This is a genomic window from Paenibacillus allorhizosphaerae, from assembly GCF_042659105.1.
GTDB lineage: Bacteria > Bacillota > Bacilli > Paenibacillales > NBRC-103111 > Paenibacillus_G > Paenibacillus_G allorhizosphaerae.
The window spans coordinates 33,040-54,549 of sequence record NZ_JBHSRV010000013.1; the positions used below are offsets into that span (position 1 = coordinate 33,040).

A 21,510-nucleotide genomic window follows, 5' to 3' on the forward strand; every position below is an offset into this window, starting at 1 on the left:
CATCTCTCTTATCACTCTTAAGCGACCTGCGGCTTCTTTTCGATTGCTCTTTTCCTTGCCGTTATTTGCGATCGGGTACTCACTATTCTACCTGTTTCGCCAAGTGCGGCCCATCCCAACCCGATGCCAGTCAACGCGCTTTTGAAGGCTCTTGAGAGTTTTTCCCTAAAAAACTTGCCTTCACTTATGAAAAGGTTCACCGCAAATGATCTTAAATTATCTTGCCGTTAGCGAAGCGAGGCTAACGATCGTTTACGCGGTATCCTCGTCATGTAATTTGTTTTTCTCGTAGATCGGCGAATTTTATCGCAAAATAAAGACACCCAAACGGGTGCCTTACTTAAGTTTTATTCAACAATGTATTTCTTTAAAATATTGAACCGTTGTTCCCTATGCAACTTCTTGCCTGTACCCTCGATACGGTTCTCCGCGCCGCCTGTAACGGCAAGTTTAAGGACCATCCTTCAGCAGATGGCCCATTCTTTCTTGTGTTTGCTGCAATGTAATTCTTTGTCTCGACATTGATCCAGTATAATACCCGTAACCGTACATCAGATGATATTGAGTAAATAATTGCACCCCTTAGAATAGATATTGGACTAACCCTCTAGGTAAGCCGATCCATTCTAAGGGGCGTTGATTGCTTCAATATTCTTCTTTAATGACGAAGAAAGAACCTCGAATTGTCCCAGCCAGTTTGGACTTCTGTCTTGCAAATTTGAACTTCTTCTCTTCCAACTCCTTAGGTACTTCCATCCCCTCAGATAGCTTAAATCCAACGGCCCGCTTCTTAGGATCATCCACCGTATACATGACGTTAACCGCTAGACCATCCTCATAAAAGACGAAGGCCCATTTGATATTTTCTACTTGAAAACGCGATGTTTCTAGAGGTTGGGCCGCAAACTCAATACCACGTTCTTCTTTCAAAACTCGTTTCACATAATCAAGCGTCTCCTGGCTTTCGCTGGCTGGTACGGCCGTAAATTCGTGCTTGTATTTGTTCATGAAGTAACGGGCTTCATTCGCACGCATGCCAGCTAGCGCTTCTGCTACTGGTGAAGACTCCAGACCAACCGTAGACACATTTTTAAAATCAACGATAGGGGACATCCTCATTCCTCCTGCTGATCTCGTTTACTTCTTCACAACCGGAATCCACATTTCACCATATACGAAGCCGTCTCGCTGCCCCATCTCAACCGTTGCATTGGGCCCGCCAACATAGGCATAATTATCGGCTGCCGGCAAGACTTGACCAAAGGCAATGCCAGTAAGCATACTACTCAACTCATCAGCCGACTTCCCTTCACCTTTAACGACGAGGTATTGTCCCTTAGGGAATTGGATCACTCTGTGTTCTTCCGGTATCGATGAATCTGTCATGACGCCAGCATAATACATCATCTTGTGATTTATCGCTTCGTTTACGGCAAAAATATAGTCGTTCGCAGCAATAACCTTTAACGTGTCAAGCCTTCCATCCTGCTCCACTGCCCGCCAAAAGTTTTCCTTCTCCTTGTTCATGCCGGCATAATCCGTGTAATCGCTCTTCAGCTCCGTTCCAATACCAAGAACGATAAAGCTGTCTTTTTCCTCAAAGGTATACGTTGCCATCATTCCAGCTCCTTTTTTGAATTGATCAATTGATTTGTTTATTCACTTGATGGGTTTATAATAACCATAAATCATGTCAAAATATGATACAGTTTAGAGGTCAACCGATTGTTCTCTCCCACAGCGCTCCCTACCTAATATTAGTGCTTTAGGTAGTAGAAGTCTATCGTAGTCACGAATGGGCTGGCGTTAATTTCACTCCTCATTAGAGTCTGCGGCTTTGCGGACGCAGCGCCCAGGAGGCGATGCCAAGCGCGGCATAGAAAAGCGGAAGAATAATATGGAATCCATAATCGCCGTAATCATTAGCGAACGCATGAGATAAGGCCGCACCCGTCATTAGAAAAAAGATACCGCTATAAGCCCATTCCTTGAGCCGGGGGAAACCTGGCATTACGATCGCAATGACTCCAAGCAATTTCCAAGCTCCGAGAATGTTCGTGATATATAACGGGAAACCAATATCGGTCACTAAATCGACATTACCACCATATCGCATCAATTGCCCGATACCGCTTAATGCAATAGAGAATGCGAGAAATATTGTGACGGTCCAATAAGCGGCCATCCTTCCAATGGGGCGGGATTCTACCTTCGCGATATTTTCATTACCGATAACCGTACTCATTCCCATTCCTCCTTTGATCTCATTTACTTCTTCACAACCGGAATCCACATTTCCCCATATACAAGGCCGTCTCGCTGCCCCATCTCAACCGTTGCATTGGGCCCGCCGACATAGGCGAAGTTATCGGCTTCCGGCAAGACTTGACCAAAGGCAATGCCGGTAAGCATACTACTCAACTCATCAGCCGTCTTCCCTTCGCCTTTAATGACGAGGTATTGTCCCTTAGGGAATTGGATCACTCTGTGTTCTTCCGGTACCGATGCTTCTGTCATGACGCCGGCATAATACATCCTCTTGCGGTTTACCGCTTCGTTCACAGCAAAGATGTAGTCGTTCGCAGCGACAGCCTTTAAAGCGTCAAGCCTTCCATCCTGCTCCACTGTCCGCCAAAAGTTTTCCTTCTCCTTGTTCATGCCGGCATAGTCCGTGTAATCGCTCTTCAGTTCCGTTCCAATACCTAGAACGATAAAGCTGTCTTTTTCCTCAAGGGTATACGTTGCCATCATCCCAGCTCCTTTTTTTAAGTCATTTGTTTTTTCACTTGATGGGTTTATAATAACTATAAATCATGTCAAAATATGATACTGTTTAGAGGGCCTTATGAAAAAAGTAGAACGGATTAACATCATCATGCGGTACATCAATAACCGCGCCCATTTTACCATTTCGGAAATCATGCATGAGTTTAACATCTCCCGTTCGACGGCGATTAGAGATATCAGGGAAATTGAAGCGATGGGAATGCCTCTAGTCGCCGAAGTCGGGAGGGACGGGGGTTATTTTGTGATGCACAACTCCGTCCTGCCCACTGTCCGCTTTACCGATAATGAGATTAAAGCTCTTTTTATCGCCTTCATGGCCACACGAAATCTACAACTCCCTTATCTCAAGAGTCGCCAATCTTTAGCGGAAAAATTGCTCGGCCTCATCTCTGAAAACCAGCAAGATGATCTTGTTCTGTTAAATCAAATCTTGCTCTTCGAAGGTACCAACCCCCACAATCCTGACCTGCTTGATCTATCAGATCTGCCCCATCCTATGTTAGAACAACTCATCCAACTCCTTCTTATGGACAGCTACTTAGTGGTTTCAGTTGAAAAAGGAAGGGAAATAAAGTCATGTCCCATCTATCTCATGCACCTATATCGTGAAAAAAGCTCTTGGCAAATTGAAGGCTTCGACCTAGAGGAGGAAAAGAGGCTGATTATTCCTGTCGACAATATCACCGATATCAAACCATACCCCGAGAAAAAAAGAATAAGCAAGAAGAAGATTGTAGAACAACTAAGCAAACAGGAAGAAGCCATCAACCTAGTCCTCGAACTTGGTCCCAAGGCGATTGCTCAGTTCAAAAAGTACCATCCATTAAAAATTACAATTTCATACACGAATCCTTATCAAACTACGGCTATTTTAAAGACTTTCATCAATGTTCATCATCCGGATGAATTGGCCGAAATAACAAATTGGCTACTTTTCTTAGGTGGAGATATCAAGGTCAGGGAAATACCGAAAGAAGTTGGAGAAGGATTACAGGAAAGAGTGGGTGTTTTAGGGAACAAGTAATTGACCATAACTACCTGAACTGGCATACAGGCCGATCGGCTGAATATTCCGCTCCGATATTCCGCTGCTGGATCGGTACTCGATGTTGACTGCAGCACTACCGATCATAATATTCGCCCTATTTATGGTACGGTTCGGCATATCACTCTAAAAGCGAAATAATTAGGGCGCCCTACTGGACGCCCTTCATTTCTGGTGATGCCCGAATTAATTGCCGTCGGCAATAATGATCTCGTCCAGATAAAGACTATCACCCGGGTTGCCCATCGGACTGTATAACTCGACATAGACATTTGCTGTCCCTTCCGGAGCGACTAACTTAGCGGTAGCCTGCAGCCAGTTGGTCGATAAACCACTCAGCGGTATAAGATCGGTTTGCAGTAGAGTCTGGCTTCTATCAAACCATTTAACCCTGAGCGTCACCCCAGAAATTGAACCGGTACCTTGCTTGGCCCAATAACTCACCCGCTTATGGCCGGCACTTGCCGTAAACCCTGGCCAATTTGCGGCTTGTACGCCCCAACCCCATGGATCCGTTACGTCTACTCGAAGGCTGCCACTCCCACGATGCGCTTCGTATGTCGATGCCGTAACAGTAGCTGAATACCAGGATTGCCACTGACCAGACGAGGTTTCACCGCCAGCTGTGCCGGCATCAAGCGCATTCGGTGCATCGCCTACCACCATGTCATCCAGGTAAAGATAATCTCCCGGATCTCCCACTCCGATAAGTGAAACGAGCACGGTTGATGCTCCTTCAGGTGCATCAACCAATGCAGACACTTGTTGCCACGCGGTCGTCAGAGCAGGTGATTTCACTTCGTTCGTTTGCAGAACCTTCTTGTTACTATCCAGCCATTTTACAACCATCCTGGGTTGTATGTTTGCCCCCGAACCAAGCTTTCCCCAGAAGCTAAGTTTCTTCACACCTGCTGTCGTGGAAAAACCGGGCCAATTAGCAAGCTGCACTCCCCAGCCCCATGGGGCGATAATATCGACACGAAGACTGTGCGTTCCGCTATGCGCCTCTCGTGTAGTCTGCGAGATTGTTTCAGAATACCAGTTTTGCCACTTGCCGATAGAACTCTCAAGAGCAGCCGTATCTGCGTCCAGATCATTTGCAGCAGTTGCAGGCGGCGGCGTGCCGCCACTTGAACCGCCATAGTCAGGATCACCGGCGAACGTGCTGTTTGCATCTTGGCTGAATGGTGCAGATCTCCAAGTGTTAAACGACACAGCCTCTCCGTATCCCTTAGCGAAGCGCCAGCTGCCAAAGTATTGATTATCATGGAAGCTGTTATTGTTCTTGAACATCACGTCATTTTGAATACCGGCAACGGTATAGGGTGACCAGGATATATTATCGGCACCTGTAGCAAGCAAAGCCTGAACACCGCAATAAGTACCCGCGCAAGGTACAACATTCTTATCAAAGTGAAATTCATTGTTATTTACTTCAATATTGTTGGCATGCCAGCGGCAGTCGGTTTTGTATGGTTCGTTGGCAATATCGGTATAGCAAGGATGTGCAGCGCTAATCGGATTCGGGTAATCATAGTTGTGTTGGGAGTCGGGAATCAGCGTTGGAACCACGAATGGCGTACAGTACCCCTTGCTTGTATTGCCGTTTGAATTACAGAATCGGTTTGCATTTTCGTAGATAGAAACGCCCGAGAAATTATTGACGAACGAATTGTTGTAGATTCGGATCTTTGGCGCGCCGCTTACAGTCGAAGCAAGACGGGAATCACCGCCCGATTCGGAAAGGTAAATGGCTGGGCCGGGCGATCCTTGATTGCTATTACCGCTTGCCCATGCATTGCGGCTGATCGTGTTGTTTCGGATCGTAGCGTTGTAACTAATTTCATACCAGATGCCTTCACCGTCGTTATGGTCAATCCAATTGCCTTCAATCAGGAAATCGATGTTATTCGTATCTGCCCACAGGCCGGGTCCTTTATTATCGTGAATGTAGTTGTTGGTTACCTTCGCGCCTTTCACATCCCAAAATTTGCCGCCCCCTGTACAGCCGCAGCCGGGAATCTGAGCCTCCCAGTTGTCGGTATTGTTGCCGGCAATTTCGTTATGGTCGAGCAAGATATTTTTAATGGCCGAATCACCTTCAATCGGAGGTTTAAACATGCTAAAGCCATACTGACCGTTATCCTTCAGGCAATTGTAACGGACAACATTATCCGTGCTTAGAAATACACCTGCTCCGTCATTATCGGAAATCGTATTGTATTGAATGATCCAACCGGTACCGGCATCGTGATTGACGACGCCTTCGTTATTGTTGTCATTGCCTCGGCCAAAGTTTTTGATGGTGAGATACTGGATGGTTACGTTCGGCTCGTTGCCCGTGAATGCATACAAATTGATATTCCGTCCATCGAGAATCGCGCCCGGAGCTCCAATATAGGTCGTACCCGCCTTTGCATTAATCTGGCCATACATATCATTTGCAAGCGTGTGTGTTCCCGACTCAAACCAAAACGTAGCTCCTGGCCGATTGAAATCGAAGCTGCTGTTATCCCCTGCCGGCACCGTCACGGCTCCATCGGGAGCGATGCTTGGACCGCTTAATAATCTCGTATCGCTACATACAGCCGCTGGCGGAGAAGTGGGCCAGGAAACATCTGCATAGGCGTAATTGTCGAGGGACGGCGTAATGGTTCCGGCGATAAGAAGTGTCATCAGCACGAAAATGAAAATAGTGCTATGACGATGGCGAATTGCTCGCATTTGGCACTCTACCCTTTCCTGGTGATATTTTCCTTCATAGTGCCTTTCTTTGACATAATTCGTCAATGGTTATAAAGACCCATTCATTGGGCTGACATTTCGGCCTCCCGAACTATGAAAATTTAGTTGTATCATTCGGACATCTGAATGTATTGCCCCATAGGGACGTTAGCAAGCCTATAAATTTGCATAAAAAATCCTCCAAATGAAATACTATCTTTCATTGGAGGGGGAATATGATGGGATTCGTGTTCGCTTATAGTTCATTTGCAATCGCTTCGATCGTTATTTAGTTCATGCCGATCCATCGCTGGCATTCTGGTATTATCCATCGCCACGCTATCGTTCTCCGTCAGCCTAACGGCATCCACGATTTGACGCCTACTTCAATAAAAAAGAGAACAGACCACCCGCAGTCTGCTCCCCCTGGTTATCTTTAATGCCCCTTATTTCGATATAAAAGGAGTAATAGAACATCACTTCGCTAAGCTGCATTCCGTTTGTATGCGCGCACCGCAAATAGATATGCGACGATCATTATCCCTAAGCACCACGCTAAAGCGACCCAGATATCATTGCCTACCGGTTGACTTGATAATAGTGCACGGATGGTCTCTACGATAGACGTCACCGGCTGGTTTTCGGCAAAGGCGCGTACGACTGACGGCATCGTTTCGGTAGGCACAAAGGCAGAACTGATGAATGGCAGGAAGATCAACGGATAGGAAAAGGCGCTTGCCCCTTCCACCGTTTTTGCGGATAGTCCGGCAATGGCCGCGACCCAAGTCAAAGCCAGCGTAAACAGCACGAGTATACCTGCTACGGCAAACCAAGACAGTACCCCTGCCGACGAGCGAAAGCCCATAATGAGCGCTACGAGAATGATGACGACAATAGAAACGATGTTGGATACCACCGAGGTCAGCACGTGCCCCCACAGCACAGTGGAACGCGCAATCGGCATGGAGTGGAACCGCTCAATGATGCCCCGTTGTTTATCCAAAAACAGGCGGTATGCTACGTAGGCCACCCCGCTGGCAATCGCCATAAGCAGTATACCAGGTAACAGGAAGTTCACATAATTATCCGTACCGGTTTCGATTGCGCCGCCAAACACATAAACGAACAGCAGCATCATTGCAATCGGAGTGATGCAGACGGTGAAGATGGTGTCCATACTGCGGAAAATATGGCGCAAGGAACGTCCAAGCATTACGCTCATGTCGCTGAAAAAATGATTTTTTGCCTCCATTTACATGGCCTCCTTTTTACCGATGATTGCGAGAAATATTTCCTCCAATGTCGGCTGTTTTTCAACATACTCTACCTTCGCTTTCGGGAACAGCTTTTTCAGCTCCGCGAGCGTACCGCCGGCGATAATCATGCCTTCGTGCAGAATGGCAATTCGGTCGGCAAGCTGCTCGGCTTCCTCTAAATACTGCGTGGTCAGGAATACCGTCGTGCCGCCGTCGGCAAGCTCCTTTACAATCTTCCAAGTCTCAATGCGTGCCTCTGGGTCAAGCCCTGTGGTTGGCTCGTCGAGGAAAATGATCTGCGGTTTGCCCACAAGGCTCAAGGCGATGTCGAGCCTGCGGCGCATACCACCCGAATAAGTAGATGGCTTACGGTCGGCCGCGTCAGTTAAGCCGAAACGTTTCAGCAAATCGTCCGCAACTTGCCGCGGGTGATCCAGATGCCGCAGCTTGGCAATCATGATCAGATTTTCCCGCCCGGTCAAAACCTCATCCACCGCCGCAAATTGCCCGGTCAGACTGATCGCACGCCGCACATTCTCGGGTCTTGACGCGACGTCAAATCCGTTTACGACGGCGGTGCCTCCGTCCTGTTTGAGCAGCGTGGTGAGGATTCTGACAATCGTCGTCTTGCCCGCGCCGTTGGAGCCAAGCAAGGCGTAAATCTCACCTCGCTTCACTTCAAAATCGACGCCCTTTAGGACTTCTGTGTCCTTGAAAGATTTTCGCAGACCTTTCACTTCAATTGCTTTTTCCATCCCGACATCCCCCTTTTACTTTTCTTTATCCGTAACCTTTTTCATGGCCTTGTAAACTTCTTGGCCAGCAGATTCTTGATAGATGTCAGCGTACGTTTTTGAATCTTTGATTAGATCATCGCAGAAAGCCGCTACGTCACGGCCCGTCACTTCGAGCACGCCTTTCCCCAAGGCCGCGCCCTCTTCAAAAAGATCGACAATTCCCGAGAGCAAACCCGTCCCGTCGGTTAGCTCAACAGGGCCGACCTTAAAAAGATATTTTTGAATCTCTTTATAAACAATCTGATAATCCTGCGGGAGCGCTTTGACACGCGCCACGTGCGCTCGCCACTCTTTTTTGCCTTCGATGATATCTCGTATTTTCATTGTATCCTCCTCCTATTTACCTAATTTTTTAGCGATATTATTGTTGAGTTGCTCGCGCCACTTGTCGCGAACAGATTTAGCCCCTTCTTCGCCGGCAAGGGCTGAACAGAACCCTTTGATATCGTCACCCAAAACCTCTTGGACACTCTGACCGTCCGCAGCCGATTCTTCCAGCAGTCCTAGCACACCGTCAAGAATGGGCATAAGGTTACGCCCGGTGAAATCGGAATACGTCCAAATATTTACATTTATTTCTTTCCATGCCGCTTGATAATCGGCTGGCAGCTTTTTGACTCGTGATTCAAAAGCTTTCATTTCTTTAGTCATGTCGCTGCCGGTGATCTTTTCCCAAAAATTCATAGTTCTCTCTCCTTTAACTCGTGCATTTTCGATGAGATGAACTCCCATTTTTTCCAGAACCTCCGAAGCTCCTCGCGGCCCGCGTCGTTGATCGCGAAAAACTTCCGCGGCGGTCCCATGTCGGAGGGCTTCTTGGTGATCTCTACCAACTTGTTTTTTTCAAGCCGGATCAGGATGGTGTACACCGTTCCCTCTACAACATCTGAGAAGCCGAGGGCGTTTAGTCGACGCGTGATATCGTAGCCGTAGGTTTCTTTGCGGCTTATAATTTCAAGGACACAGCCCTCAAGCACGCCTTTGAGCATTTCCGTTAGGTTTTCCAGCATAATCACCCCTTGCTATTCTGTATGACTGGTATCAAGTGTTACTTACTACTGCTATAGAGTAACACGTAGTAGTTGGTCTGTCAATAGCATATGCTCTGACACGGATTTTACATTTACACTATCCTGCCATTTAGCGTAACGAGGCTGCCGAATCATCGCGGCAGCCTCGTCGTAGGAGCGCTTTATTGCGCTATCGTATTCGTTACTTCAATCATTATGGATTACTACACACATTGAAGCCTTATCTCTTGAGGAACAAGCTCAAAGAATCAATGAATATACGAAAATGGGAAATGTATGATCCCGAAAGTGGCAGCAAAGTGGCCATCCATCTGTGCAATTGCTATCAGTCTCGCCTCTCCTTATCATTCCACCAAGTATCCTTATCTCTGCTCAAAAAGCAGATAAAAGAATGAACAGGGTAACCGTCCTTTTATCCATGACAGATTGTGACGTATTCAGCCATTACAATATTTCAATAAACCCTTCTGTTCCGTGCACGCGAATTCGTTGCCCGTCTTTTATCAGTTTGGTAGCATTCTCCACTCCGACAACTGCTGGTAAGCCATATTCACGCGCGATAACCGCTCCATGGGTCATCAGTCCGCCAACTTCGGTGACTAGACCTTTAATGGATACAAACAATGGTGTCCAGCCAGGGTCAGTAAAGGAGGTGACTAATATATCTCCATCTTCCAGATCAGCATCTTCCATGTTTAAGATGACACGTGCTCGACCTTCTATAACTCCGGAAGAAACAGGTAGACCTACAATCGCTTTGGCTGGCAGATTTTCTCGTTTGTACTCACCTGCAATGATTTCACCATCAGACGTGATTACACGTGGAGGAGTTAGTTTTTTAAAAAAGTTGTAATCGTCTTTTCGTTTGCTGATGATCTGATAATCAAGTTTGTTTGTGCGTACGACTTCGTGAAGTTCTTCAAAAGTGAGATAGTATATATCTTCTTTTTCATGAATAACGTTGGCCTTTACGAGTTGTTCGGCTTCTTTCAGTAAAGCCTGCTTATAAACGAAGTAACGATGAATCATGCCGTATTTTGGATATTCACGATAACCGATGAAATTCCGGACTAAGCTGATCATTCGTTTTGTTTCTTTGGCTTTTTGTTCACCATCAGGTAATTGCATCAATCGATCTAATAACTCATGTTCTTTTTCCAAAGCTTCCTGTCGCCCTTGCTCAAATTTCCGTTTGCCGGCATTAGGCTCAAAGCTTTTGATGTTACCCAGAATCAATGGGACAAGTGTAATTGGTTTTTCACTCCAACGAGTTCTAGTAATATCGATTTCTCCGGCACATCGCATTCCGTATTTGTTGAGATAAGCATAGATAGCGTCTTGGGTTTCCTTTCCACCATCAAACTTAACCAGTTCATCCAAAAAGTTGTCATCTTTTACATGTTGTAAATATTCAATTACTTCCGGATAAGGACGAACCACATCTGCGACATCCATTAGCGCCAGACCCATTTCCGAAGTAATATTGTTTGGTACAGATTGGGAAAGCGTGTCTGCTGCGTTTTTTTCACCTAACCACTCGTTCATTTTTTCATTGATCCATGATGAAGCATTCATAGCAGCCATAAACACCGCCGAACTTTGTGGGTCAAATAAGATTTTCTTTAATCGCTGCCCAATATCTTCCAGGATAAAATCGAACAAATCCGATCCTGATTTCGTTTGAATGTTTTGTTTTAACTCTTCTATCGATGTTTGACTACGCTCAATCAATTCAGAAACGATTGTCGGATCGTTTTCGATTGGTGCCGGTGTAACTGAATTGCTTCTGCTGGGATTCGGCGCTTTTCCATCATCCGGTATTGATTTAATAAAATCTCCTCGCTCGATTATGGTCATAAGTGCGTCTTTCATGAGCGGATCGTGTTGTCCCATGGTATTTAATAAAGTTTCTCTGCTGACAGGTGAAGCCAGCATTTGTGCAACATCAACAAATAACCTTCCACCTGCTTTACGCATGGGTGCAGGAGTAATTAACAGGTAAAAAGACAATCCTAATGGTTTTATGGGGTCGGTCATCATTTGTTGATGACCGACAGATACATAAACGTGATTTTCTTGATCATTTGCTTCAGGGACGGGGTATAAAGTCGTGATTGGACGACTCTGGACAATATAAAATGTATCTTGGGCCAAACACCATTCGATATCTTGTGGGTAACCAAAATAAACTTCGATCTGTCTTCCGATACGTGCTAATTGCAAAATTTGTTCTTCAGTAAGTGTTTGAGTCTTTTGCTGATCAGGATCGATCTGTTGTATCTCTGTTCCGCCTTCTTTTCGTCCATAGATAGCCAATTTTTTGGTTGCTATCCTCTTATCGACGATTTGCCCATCGCGAACTTTATAACAATCGGCTGATACCAAGCCGGAGACAAGTAGCTCACCAAGTCCAAAACTGGCATCGATGGATAGCAACTTTCGGTTGGAAGTAATTGGGTCAGCGGTAAATAAAATCCCTGAAGCCTGTGGAAAAACCATCCTTTGAACGATAACGGATAAATAAACTTGACTGTGGTCAAATCCATTTTGCATACGGTAGATGACCGCGCGATCCGTAAATAGGGAAGCCCAACATTTGCTGATGTGCTGCAAGATCGCTTCTTTGCCGATGATATTTAAATAGGTATCTTGTTGACCGGCAAAAGAGGCATGTGGTAAATCTTCAGCAGTCGCACTAGAACGCACTGCATAAGCATGTTCCTCGCCAAACCGGGAGAGATAGTGAGCAACTGCTTTCACCACATCGGAAGGAATTTCTGCTTCCATAATAATTTGCCTGATCATCCTGCTGATTTCACCAATTTGATCTCGATCTTCTGCTTTTAGCATGGTTAGTCGATTGAGCAAAGCATGATACGTTTCGTTTTGTTCGATGGCTTTTTGATATCCCACTGTTGTAACACAAAATCCTTCTGGTACTTGTATTCCTTGAATTTTTGATAATTCCCCTAAATGTAACCCTTTTCCGCCAACGAGCAATAGCTGCGTTTTCTCCATTTCCTGAAAACCGAGAACCAAAGAACTCATTCAACATCTCTCCTAACCATTAAATTAAGAAAAAACATTTGACAAGAGTTTACCGGCATGGTACACTTAAAATGTAAGATACGATAACTTTGACGTTATAAATCGCAAAGTCGTAGTCTGATTATATCATCGTGTCTGTTTATATGCAATATAAAAGAACCTGATAAACTACCCAGGTTCTTTTTTTGATTTTCCACTACCATTAGTCACATCAAAAAACTTAGTTCAAGCCGATTCCGCTACTGCTGTCATTGACAAGCCTAATCATCTAATCCCTTTCCATTGAGAATATGCGGCAAATATTTTTCAACCCTTGATTCTCGAGTTTTGGATTGTTTAGGTTGAGAAAAATGAAGAATGTACGCTCTTTGCCGTCCCGGCGTCAATGCTTCAAAAGCAGTTTTCAAGTCAGGGATTTCAACGAATTTATTTTGTAATTCTTCAGGAATGACGTATTCCGTATTCTTTTTATAGTTCACTTCCAAACCGGCTTTTTCAACTTCAATGGCTTCATCAATATAAGCTTTCAAAATAAGCTGCATCTCATCTATTTGTTGAACGTCGGTGAACCGAATCTGGCGCGCCGCCTGTACATTCTCCGTTTGTTGGACGAGGATCCCATGGGGGTCTTTTAACAAGGCGCCTTTGTGAAACAGAAGCGCGCAGTATTCTTTAAATCCATGTATTAAAACGATGTTTTTATTCTCAAACGTGTAACAAGGATGCATCCACTTAAATTCTTCGGTTAACTCACAGTCAAGAACGATATTTCTCAACATCTCAAATTCTTCCTTCCACTTTTTAACCTTGCTAAAAAATGGGTCAATCTTAGGATTCCTTTCACCTATTGACATCAAGGTACACCCCTCTTCAATTTTTCGACTGACAGCCAAGAATGATCATTCTCAAATTCTTTCTGTAACTTTGTGGCTTTACTTGAATTTCTTAACCTTGAATCATTTATTTCCATTGACCACTTGGTAAGGTTGTTTATTCGGTTAAGCGAACCAAACTTCTCGATCGTATCAAAGCTTGTACAAAAGAGCAAACGGCTAAGTCCAATACCGAGCCGTTTGCTTTTATCTTATACGTTAACGCACTGTAAAATTAGAAGGTGATGTTTTTGTACCGAATGCGGTTACTGTTCCAACACCTTTTCAAGCTCGCTGCACCATTTACTCCAGCCATACTTAGCTCCACCCAGTGCTTGAGCGTTTGAAATTCCGGTTTGTTCGAGATGAAGGTTAACCTTTCCATCCCCTAAATCCTGCAGCGTCCAGGTGACCGTGTGCTTCTCTCCGCTGGCCCAAGTGTAGGACAACCGGTTAGGCTCCTCCACGATAAGCACTTCGCCTTCAATAATCCCATTCCAATATTCGGTCGGCTGAGTGCGAAACTGAAAACGGTGTCCTACGAGGGGCTTAAAATCATTATCCATCGCCTGACCGGTTTGGATGTTAGCCACCCATTTGGCAAGCTTGCTTGAATCGGTTAAGGCGGACCAAAGCTTCTCGATCGATGTCGTGAACTGAAAATCCATAGATAACGTTAAACTCATTCTTCTTCCTCCTCCAATAGTTGTTTCAAGCGCAACATATTCGTACTCCAAAACTTGCTGTAGAAAGCCACCCAATCTTGAATTTCTCTGAGTGGAGCGGCGTTTAGCCTAAATCGCGTTTCTCTGCCGACTTTTCGGTCAAGTACCAGTCCCGCCTCTTTAAGGATTGTCAAATGCTTGGATACCGCTGTACGGCCCATTGGAAACTGTGCCGTTAATTCATGAAGCGGTATCTCCTCTGCCTCTGCTAGCAGACGAATCAGTCGGCGCCTAGTTGGATCTGCAATCGCGTCAAACACATCCCGCAACCGGTTGTTTTCGCTCACAATACCGTCTCCAATATATTATTTTCTGTAGTAGAAATTTATTGGTGGTACGAAGGGTCAGCCTTTGTTTTCACCACCTCCTTAAAGTTTGCGGCCCTTCGGACGCAGCGCCCACGAGGCGATATTGAGTGCAGCATATGAAAGCGGAAGGATAATATAAACCCGTAATCACCATAATCTTTAGCAAACGTATGAGATAAAGCTGCGCCTGTCATTAAAAAGAAGATGCCAGCGTGAACCCATTCTTTAATCCTGGGGAAACCTGGTACGACGAGAGTGATGACTCCAAGCACTTTCCAAATCCCGAGAATGGTCAAGATGTATAATGGATAAACAAGATTCTTCACTAACTCGGCGTTTCCCCCATATTGCATCAGTTGTCCGATACCACTTAACATAACAGCTGCTGCGAGTAGTAAAGTGACTGTCCAATAAGCAATCAATTTTTCTCGAGGCCGAGTATATACTTTCGCGGTTGTTTCCGTACCAATGATCGTACTCATTTTGTTCCTCCTCATAATTGTTGATTCAAGTGATCTATATTCTTGCTCCAAACTTTCCAAATGATTAACCACTAATCAGACACCATTTAGTGACATTTTGATTATAGGACACCATTTGGTGTCGTGTCAACAACCCACAATGATTCCCCCCAGATAATGCCAAATGTATTAACCATGATTTTCTATAATATGATTGTCATTATCCTGCCATTTAGCTTAACGACAGAAGGAGCAGCTGCCGCGGCGGCAAACTGCTCCTGGATCGCTGAACTATTGTGTCCGTTAACAAACTGATGTAGGGTTGTCTATTTCCTTCGCTCATCGTATTGACATCCTGGATCCATCGTAGGCAGTTTGTCACACAGGCGGCTCAGCGGAGGAAAAATCTGTCTGTCGACACAATAGGCGGTTCTTCGTGCAAATCATTAATTCATATCATTATATGGAAGACTAATCCATATTTTCTTGATTTCCTTCTTTATCACGGACAAGGCCCTGCTCAATATCGAGCGGGGCCTTTGTTTAGGTTAGCACAGATACAGCCATCCCTCCACTTCAATCCGTCTCCTAATTGGATAAACGTATATTTATGTCGTAATTAGTGGTATTCAGAGGGCTCAGGCTGAATAAAATTCAAATGTTTCATTCGGTTTATGACAGATAATACTTCATTAATTCTTGGTAATTCAAGCCATCTTTCGAAACCAGGAAAAAAGGAAGAAAATACAATATCCACTCCTTCTCTCTCCATATCTTCGAGAGCTTTTTTGATCTTTTCGTGAAGAAAGATGAGGCGATCCTGATTACTTATAGCGATTTTTCGAATTAAAAAGGCAATAGCTGCAAGCTGGGCGTGTGATGTGATATTGTAAAGCCCTCTGATATCAATTTGTTCATCACCTATCATCATGTATCCCATGGTTGAAACCATCAGCTTTTCTGTACCACTGCCCTGTGGATAGCTCGAAAAATGATCGGTGGTTATTTTTCTTTCTATCTCCCATTTTGTAAGGGGGATACGTTCGCGTGGTTTGTCGTGTTCACATAATTTTTTTGCTTCCTGGGTTACGTTTTTTGGCACAAACTTGTCCATCAGGATGATTTGATCGGCAACGGATAAAAATTCACCGCTACCTCCAATAACAAGAACGGAAGATACGTGAGCAGCCTCATAAAGCTCCCTGACACGTTCCGTAAAAGGTGTAATGGGTTCATGCTTAATTAATGAACGCATTTTGATGTCTTGAATCATAAAATTCGTCGCACTTCTGTCTTCATCAATAAGAAGAAGCTTACACCCGAAGTTGATTGCCTCCATAATATTTGCGGCTTGAGATGTGGAACCTGAGGCGTAGTCAGTCGAAAACTGTTCAGCCGAACTATTGGGTATCCATTTTATGAAAGGCGTAATATTGATATTTTTTATGGAACGGCCTTCCTCTGCAGATATTTCCATTGCACTTTGATCTGTAATCACAAATTCTCGTCCGTCACCTATGATGTGATTGTAAATCGCCGAATTTAGTGCATCCAGCAATGTGCTTTTACCCGAATAACCACCGCCGGTGATGACCGTCACACCATGTTTTATTCCCATTCCTCGCAAACCACAAATTTCAACTTCAACATCTTCCGGGGATGTAAAAGGCAAGGCACCCTCCAGCGGCCCGCTGTTGTCTTTATTTCTTGGCAAAATGCTGCCATTCGCAATAAACGCACAATAATCACTGGATTTCAGCCATTCGCGAATCATATTTTGTTTTTTTACCAATTCATAGGCAGCATTTAATTTGATGAGATCAAAATTGGCAATTAACTCCTCCACTTCTTTTGGAAGCATTTTGCAGAGCATGCGCATAGCTTTATCATTATTCTTAAATGGAAGTTGAACGGTAATCATTAAGCATAGATACCATTTTTCCGAGATGACTTCGACAAAGGATGCATTACGTTGCAACACCACATTGGTTGGACGAAAACAATAAAAAGCACCATTTTCTTTATCAGAACGTGACCGGTTATAAATCAATTTATTTAATGCCTCAATATGATCAACCCATTCTCTTAATGCAAAATCTGAGAGAACAACTTGATCCATATTTTCATCTAAGCCGAGACGGTCAAAAGGTATTTTTATGGTGATACATGGTTTATCCAGTGTGAGTTTATGTGTCCGTTCAATGTAATAGGCAACATCATTATTCCAATAGGTTGGGTCACTTATCGTCCCCCCTTGATCATAGTATGAACCTTCATAAATCAAACTGTAAGATGACTGTCCGGATTGTAATGAGCGAAAATATTGAGCGAGTCTTTTAATAAAGCATCATCCTTTCATATTTGGAAAGCGGTGAATAACGGGAAACGATGCCGAAGTTGAAACGTTATCTCAAGAAGGGGGTCCCTTATCCTTTGGAACAAGGTAACGACGAAACGGATCGGCCCCTAATCTCCAGGTATGAGCCTGCTCAAACATAAACCGGCACTGTTTGAAATTTTTCCGCGAAAAATGAATTCCATCCTAAGTAATTCAAGTTCAATACATTTCCCCCTAATAGAGTTCAGATCAACTTGTAAGACAACCGATTAAATCCTAACCAATTTCAAAATAAAACCACTATTGTTGCCTTGACCAACCTTTTGTCCTAAAAAAAATAACAGCCACTCCGTAAGTGGCTGTCATAGACCGGCAAGAAAGCTTAAACGTTCCTTCTGCCTAAATATAAAAGCCCTGAGAGTGAATCCTACCCTCAGAGCCTAATGTATTCGTAAAAAAAATAACTAAAAAGCAACATGAGGATAAGACGTATATTTTTTTGTTTTCATTGTCCTCACCTCGTTACGATATATTTTTATAGCAACACAATCATAACATTAAGATCATCCTCAATATAGGGAAAGATTAATTATAATTAACTCAAACCCTGAAATAGGTAAAAGATGCCCCCATAGAATGAAAACACAGGACACGATAAATAAGTTATACTAAGAACGTGGAGAAAAGAGGCCGATATGTCAGCAGAAAATAAAGTATTAGACTGTCGCTGTTTTATTGAACTAACGTACCCGTAACGTAGTAAAAACGCTGTAAGGATACATACAGATTGCCGCCGTTAGCTTTCCTTTTTTCAAGAACTCTTGATGTATTTTTAATCGCTTTTTTCTTCTCATGATATTAAACATGAGCACAAAAATTATGAACGCCGCAACAGAAGCAAGTAGGTACCAGTATTCAATAAAAAAAACTATGCTCACTCCAATTTGCCACATTTAGCTCACCTCAATCGCATTACTGCCAGTTAGCTTAACGCCAAGCAGTACAGATGTTCAAATCTCCTATTTTTATGAACATGTAAAAGAAGCTGCGCGGTCGGCAGCTCCATCGTGTCTAGTAACAGTACTTTACATGACAGTTCTCTTTTCAAAAAATCTTTTATACCCTTTTTGAAAATCAGGTTTCCGAGGATTATTTTGGATAGTTTCAACCATATCATACAATCCATAAATCCTATCATATAGTTGGCTTCTTTCATATAAATTGCTTTCTTTTGAATCATACTCTTCGAACACCGCATGACGGAATTCTTCGGGATAATAACACATATACATGAAGTCCAGGGCCGGATCTTCGATTCCGGCTTCATTGAAATCTATAACCCCAAGGCGACCGTTCTTCTCATCCCAAAAAATGTTATCATAATGAAAATCTCCATGCACAACACATGTCTGAATCGATGCGGAAATTTTATAATACAAATTCAGGAAATTCATAACTTGACTCATTTCCGATTCGGAAAGTTTAGTCTCCAGAAGCTTAATCCCTTCTTCCATGTCGTTTCGAACATCCTGCGCAAAACCGGTTTTCAAGTCCAAGCCTTGTTTTGATTTCATATGGAGTTGTCTTAAAAACCTTCCTATTGATCTTCCTATATGTTTTGCATTTTCCAGATGTTCCTTTACATACTCAGGTGAAATTCGATATCCAGGCACATATGTTTCTACCACGAAATCCTTGGTTGGAGAAATATATAAACATTCTGGCAAGGCTGCCTCTGTGTTCCCTAATCTGCGAATCAGCTCCTGTCTTATACCATAAGGATCTAACTGAAGCCCATTACGATAGAATGAAATAACTGTTTTTTTGTCCAAGACTAAAACATCTTTCTCACAACCTGTGGTGATGAACTCAAATGTTTGATAAGGTAATTCTCCCATTTCGGCTTTCACAAATTCCAGCTTTAGTTCAAGCAACTTCTCATTCATTTTGAGTCCCCCGACATTAGACTGATATAGTTCCATATTTTAACACAAGTTATTAAACACATCGACTTTCTAACAGAACGAACATTGAGAAACAGTTTCCTAGTGCGGCTGTATGTTCTTGGGCAGCATTAGTTCCTGGGCATAATGAAAATGCCGGTAAACGAAATTCGAGCAGGTGCCGCGACACCTGCTCGTAACTATTTAATGATGTTATTTTAACGATGCCCTCGTTCATGTTCAATGATGATCTTCTTTATCGGCATAGATCGTCACTTTGTTTTTGCCCATTCGTTTGGAAATGTAGAGCGCGTCGTCCGCTCCTTTAAACAGCTTTTCTTTTCCTTGACCGCTTCGAAACATATTTAGTCCTATGCTGACGGTAACGGTTTCGGTGCGCAGTTCGGGATGTATGAGCTTTTCAACTTGTGAACGGATCTTCTCCGTTATCCGGTAAGCGTCTTCTATTGTTTTGTCTAGAAAAATCAATGTAAACTCTTCTCCGCCATAGCGAGATACAACATCATCCGGTCCGACCGTCTCCTTAATCGTTTGGGCCACGCTTTTCAAAACAAGGTCTCCGACCCAATGTCCGTAGGAGTCGTTAACTTGTTTGAAATCATCGATATCAATGATCGCAAGACACAATGAAAACCGGTTCTTTTCGCTTCTCTCGATCAACTCGTCCAAATATCCGTGAAAAGCTTTATGATTAAAGCATTCTGTCAACGCGTCCGTCTTGCTGAGCATGTCCATCAAAAGGTTTTTGATAAGCAAATCTTGTTTCGATTTCGAAATGTCTTTTAAATCTTCAATAAGTTCAGTCCCCCGAGAAACAATTCCGATTGCAATAAAATAACCGCTAACAATCATGAAAAGTAGAACATGCTGATTATAAAAGGAAGAAACAGCATACCGTGAATGGGAGGGACGGAAACGTGCACCCATATTAATATCGAAGCCAAGGCCAGTGCTGTAATGATATTAATAAAATCGTGTACTTTCACAAACAAACGGACGGCCGACTCGGCTACGATCATTACGGCAAACATCAAAGCGGAAGGAACGATGATGCTGCCTACCATATGTTTTACAGGATTTGTAGTGGTAACAAAGGTTAGCAAAATCTCGATCATCATGGACAGAAATAATGTGAGCCAGCATGAGTTCATGATTTTCCGGTTCCACCGATGAATATGAATATTTAATCCATAATTGTTTAAATGATCCACGCAGATCCCCTTAGGCATATTTATGTAAGCATACACCTACTCGACACGAATCTACATTTTTCCTCCGTGGTTTTTATAGGGGAAACGCAACTATAATATGAAACCAGGGTGCAGATTCACGCTGAATAGCTTTATTTATGTTTATCGTCATATCCCCATCGTTCCAATATCCACTTGTTTTCAACAATATCATCCTCAGTTAATCGTCCCATTTTCATTTTAGCAAGTAGAAGAAGATCTTTGCGATCGGTGTACGCGAAATCCTTGTAGATCTCCTAGTTCTTCTTATGGAAATAATGAATTAATTCAGTTAGTTCGAAATACGGTAACCTCGCTTAAAATCATAATAAAACCTCCCGCTGTTCAACTCGGCAGCCGTGTCATGCTGTGAATTATTCCACTAACATTCTCGTTAGCTTAGTCTCGTTACGGAAAGTTCAAGTTGTTATTATCACTTAATCTGATTACTTTCTCATTGTATAGTTTTAAGTTGACTTCAAGACGGCTTCTATTTTGTTCAAAATCCCGTGTCCATTTATACATCATCTTTAACATCAAAAAGTCTGGCTTGTAATGACACTGTTCAATACCGAGTTTTTGCTTAAGGAGTCGAGTTAGAATTCTTATTCTACGCTTCCACAATGGAGTATCAAGAAATATAATTGTGTCTGCCATTTGATACAAACAATTATAGGATTTTCTATCTGTTCCTTCGAATATCCATGCACCAGCTTTATCAATTTCCTTTAGTACTTCAATTTGTTCTTCAGCTGTACGCTTATACCGCCCCGTTGGTGTCTGATGATGGACAATGGAATCAAGCTCATACCATGGTATATTAATTTTCTTTGATAAGCGTTTTGCCAGTGTCGTCTTGCCACTAGCTACACTTCCAATAATGAGGATCTTGTTCATTTACAACTTGGCTCCCTGTATTAGCGTC

At 43.5% G+C, this 21,510-nt stretch carries 20 protein-coding genes and 1 pseudogene; 1 reads left to right on the top strand and 20 read right to left on the bottom strand.

The window, feature by feature from the left end; translation table 11 throughout:
• Window positions 1–645 precede the first annotated feature (645 nt).
• The 4 genes from ACFQI7_RS30090 to ACFQI7_RS30105 all read right to left on the bottom strand — a co-directional run bounded on the left by ACFQI7_RS30090 (window position 646) and on the right by ACFQI7_RS30105 (window position 2,748).
• Window positions 646–1,113, bottom strand: coding sequence for a phage tail protein (locus ACFQI7_RS30090; RefSeq protein ID WP_218098923.1), 468 nt, complete (start codon window positions 1,111–1,113; stop codon window positions 646–648).
• 24 nt (window positions 1,114–1,137) lie between these two features.
• The gene (locus tag ACFQI7_RS30095; RefSeq protein ID WP_218099036.1) at window positions 1,138–1,617 is read right to left on the bottom strand and encodes a GyrI-like domain-containing protein; all 480 of its coding nucleotides are present in this window, start codon (window positions 1,615–1,617) and stop codon (window positions 1,138–1,140) included.
• Between the two features lie 205 nt (window positions 1,618–1,822).
• The gene (locus tag ACFQI7_RS30100) at window positions 1,823–2,245 is read right to left on the bottom strand and encodes a DoxX family protein (RefSeq protein ID WP_218098924.1); all 423 of its coding nucleotides are present in this window, start codon (window positions 2,243–2,245) and stop codon (window positions 1,823–1,825) included.
• 23 nt (window positions 2,246–2,268) lie between these two features.
• The gene (locus ACFQI7_RS30105; protein WP_218098925.1) at window positions 2,269–2,748 is read right to left on the bottom strand and encodes a GyrI-like domain-containing protein; all 480 of its coding nucleotides are present in this window, start codon (window positions 2,746–2,748) and stop codon (window positions 2,269–2,271) included.
• A 97-nt stretch (window positions 2,749–2,845) separates the two neighbouring features.
• Here ACFQI7_RS30105 and ACFQI7_RS30110 point away from each other — a divergent pair, with 97 nt between their 5' ends.
• Window positions 2,846–3,811: a helix-turn-helix transcriptional regulator gene (locus tag ACFQI7_RS30110; protein ID WP_218098926.1), complete on the top strand. Its 966-nt coding sequence runs from the start codon at window positions 2,846–2,848 to the stop codon at window positions 3,809–3,811.
• A 207-nt stretch (window positions 3,812–4,018) separates the two neighbouring features.
• Here ACFQI7_RS30110 and ACFQI7_RS30115 read toward each other — a convergent pair whose 3' ends face one another.
• The 16 genes and pseudogenes from ACFQI7_RS30115 to ACFQI7_RS30190 all read right to left on the bottom strand — a co-directional run bounded on the left by ACFQI7_RS30115 (window position 4,019) and on the right by ACFQI7_RS30190 (window position 21,482).
• Window positions 4,019–6,622 carry a right-handed parallel beta-helix repeat-containing protein gene (locus ACFQI7_RS30115; protein WP_218098927.1) on the bottom strand — a complete coding sequence of 868 codons (2,604 nt, stop codon included), beginning with the start codon at window positions 6,620–6,622 and terminating at the stop codon, window positions 4,019–4,021.
• A 418-nt stretch (window positions 6,623–7,040) separates the two neighbouring features.
• Window positions 7,041–7,808 (bottom strand): ABC transporter permease, encoded by a 768-nt coding sequence (locus tag ACFQI7_RS30120; protein WP_218098928.1) that lies wholly within the window; start codon window positions 7,806–7,808, stop codon window positions 7,041–7,043.
• Entirely contained in the window at window positions 7,809–8,567 is a 759-nt protein-coding gene (locus ACFQI7_RS30125) for an ABC transporter ATP-binding protein (RefSeq protein WP_218098929.1), read from the bottom strand.
• A gap of 15 nt (window positions 8,568–8,582) precedes the next feature.
• Entirely contained in the window at window positions 8,583–8,933 is a 351-nt protein-coding gene (locus ACFQI7_RS30130; protein WP_218098930.1) for a DUF1048 domain-containing protein, read from the bottom strand.
• Window positions 8,934–8,945: 12 nt separating this feature from the next.
• Window positions 8,946–9,293 (bottom strand): DUF1048 domain-containing protein, encoded by a 348-nt coding sequence (locus ACFQI7_RS30135; RefSeq protein WP_218098931.1) that lies wholly within the window; start codon window positions 9,291–9,293, stop codon window positions 8,946–8,948.
• On the bottom strand, window positions 9,290–9,619 hold the full coding sequence (locus ACFQI7_RS30140) for a PadR family transcriptional regulator (RefSeq protein ID WP_329958224.1): 330 nt from the start codon (window positions 9,617–9,619) through the stop codon (window positions 9,290–9,292). The genes ACFQI7_RS30135 and ACFQI7_RS30140 overlap by 4 nt, the downstream gene beginning before the upstream one ends.
• 465 nt (window positions 9,620–10,084) lie before the next feature.
• Window positions 10,085–12,688, bottom strand: a complete 2,604-nt coding sequence (gene ppsA, locus ACFQI7_RS30145; RefSeq protein ID WP_218098932.1) for a phosphoenolpyruvate synthase — start codon at window positions 12,686–12,688, stop codon at window positions 10,085–10,087.
• Window positions 12,689–12,948: 260 nt separating this feature from the next.
• Window positions 12,949–13,542 (bottom strand): YdeI/OmpD-associated family protein, encoded by a 594-nt coding sequence (locus tag ACFQI7_RS30150; protein ID WP_218098933.1) that lies wholly within the window; start codon window positions 13,540–13,542, stop codon window positions 12,949–12,951.
• Window positions 13,543–13,826: 284 nt separating this feature from the next.
• A complete protein-coding gene (locus ACFQI7_RS30155; protein WP_218098934.1) occupies window positions 13,827–14,246 on the bottom strand; it encodes an SRPBCC family protein in 420 nt (139 codons plus the stop codon).
• Window positions 14,243–14,572, bottom strand: coding sequence for an ArsR/SmtB family transcription factor (locus tag ACFQI7_RS30160; RefSeq protein ID WP_218098935.1), 330 nt, complete (start codon window positions 14,570–14,572; stop codon window positions 14,243–14,245). The genes ACFQI7_RS30155 and ACFQI7_RS30160 overlap by 4 nt, the downstream gene beginning before the upstream one ends.
• Before the next feature lie 81 nt (window positions 14,573–14,653).
• Window positions 14,654–15,075, bottom strand: a pseudogene (locus tag ACFQI7_RS30165) (DoxX family protein).
• A gap of 598 nt (window positions 15,076–15,673) precedes the next feature.
• Window positions 15,674–17,338 carry an ABC-ATPase domain-containing protein gene (locus ACFQI7_RS30170; protein WP_218098936.1) on the bottom strand — a complete coding sequence of 555 codons (1,665 nt, stop codon included), beginning with the start codon at window positions 17,336–17,338 and terminating at the stop codon, window positions 15,674–15,676.
• 1,139 nt (window positions 17,339–18,477) lie between these two features.
• A complete protein-coding gene (locus ACFQI7_RS30175; protein ID WP_218098937.1) occupies window positions 18,478–19,338 on the bottom strand; it encodes a phosphotransferase family protein in 861 nt (286 codons plus the stop codon).
• A gap of 237 nt (window positions 19,339–19,575) precedes the next feature.
• Entirely contained in the window at window positions 19,576–20,208 is a 633-nt protein-coding gene (locus ACFQI7_RS30180; protein WP_377518101.1) for a GGDEF domain-containing protein, read from the bottom strand.
• Entirely contained in the window at window positions 20,205–20,567 is a 363-nt protein-coding gene (locus tag ACFQI7_RS30185) for a hypothetical protein (protein WP_218098940.1), read from the bottom strand. The genes ACFQI7_RS30180 and ACFQI7_RS30185 overlap by 4 nt, the downstream gene beginning before the upstream one ends.
• A gap of 426 nt (window positions 20,568–20,993) precedes the next feature.
• Window positions 20,994–21,482 (bottom strand): EutP/PduV family microcompartment system protein, encoded by a 489-nt coding sequence (locus ACFQI7_RS30190; RefSeq protein ID WP_218098941.1) that lies wholly within the window; start codon window positions 21,480–21,482, stop codon window positions 20,994–20,996.
• Window positions 21,483–21,510 lie beyond the last annotated feature (28 nt).

Coding starts and splice junctions, on each gene's coding strand:
- ACFQI7_RS30090 (WP_218098923.1), bottom strand. CDS start 1,113: ATGTCCCCTATCGTTGATTTTAAAAATGTGTCTACGGTTGGTCTGGAG.
- ACFQI7_RS30095 (WP_218099036.1), bottom strand. CDS start 1,617: ATGGCAACGTATACCTTTGAGGAAAAAGACAGCTTTATCGTTCTTGGT.
- ACFQI7_RS30100 (WP_218098924.1), bottom strand. CDS start 2,245: ATGAGTACGGTTATCGGTAATGAAAATATCGCGAAGGTAGAATCCCGC.
- ACFQI7_RS30105 (WP_218098925.1), bottom strand. CDS start 2,748: ATGGCAACGTATACCCTTGAGGAAAAAGACAGCTTTATCGTTCTAGGT.
- ACFQI7_RS30110 (WP_218098926.1), top strand. CDS start 2,846: ATGAAAAAAGTAGAACGGATTAACATCATCATGCGGTACATCAATAAC.
- ACFQI7_RS30120 (WP_218098928.1), bottom strand. CDS start 7,808: ATGGAGGCAAAAAATCATTTTTTCAGCGACATGAGCGTAATGCTTGGA.
- ACFQI7_RS30125 (WP_218098929.1), bottom strand. CDS start 8,567: ATGGAAAAAGCAATTGAAGTGAAAGGTCTGCGAAAATCTTTCAAGGAC.
- ACFQI7_RS30130 (WP_218098930.1), bottom strand. CDS start 8,933: ATGAAAATACGAGATATCATCGAAGGCAAAAAAGAGTGGCGAGCGCAC.
- ACFQI7_RS30135 (WP_218098931.1), bottom strand. CDS start 9,293: ATGAATTTTTGGGAAAAGATCACCGGCAGCGACATGACTAAAGAAATG.
- ACFQI7_RS30140 (WP_329958224.1), bottom strand. CDS start 9,619: ATGCTGGAAAACCTAACGGAAATGCTCAAAGGCGTGCTTGAGGGCTGT.
- ppsA (WP_218098932.1), bottom strand. CDS start 12,688: ATGAGTTCTTTGGTTCTCGGTTTTCAGGAAATGGAGAAAACGCAGCTA.
- ACFQI7_RS30150 (WP_218098933.1), bottom strand. CDS start 13,542: ATGTCAATAGGTGAAAGGAATCCTAAGATTGACCCATTTTTTAGCAAG.
- ACFQI7_RS30155 (WP_218098934.1), bottom strand. CDS start 14,246: ATGAGTTTAACGTTATCTATGGATTTTCAGTTCACGACATCGATCGAG.
- ACFQI7_RS30175 (WP_218098937.1), bottom strand. CDS start 19,338: ATGAATGAGAAGTTGCTTGAACTAAAGCTGGAATTTGTGAAAGCCGAA.
- ACFQI7_RS30180 (WP_377518101.1), bottom strand. CDS start 20,208: ATGATTGTTAGCGGTTATTTTATTGCAATCGGAATTGTTTCTCGGGGG.
- ACFQI7_RS30190 (WP_218098941.1), bottom strand. CDS start 21,482: ATGAACAAGATCCTCATTATTGGAAGTGTAGCTAGTGGCAAGACGACA.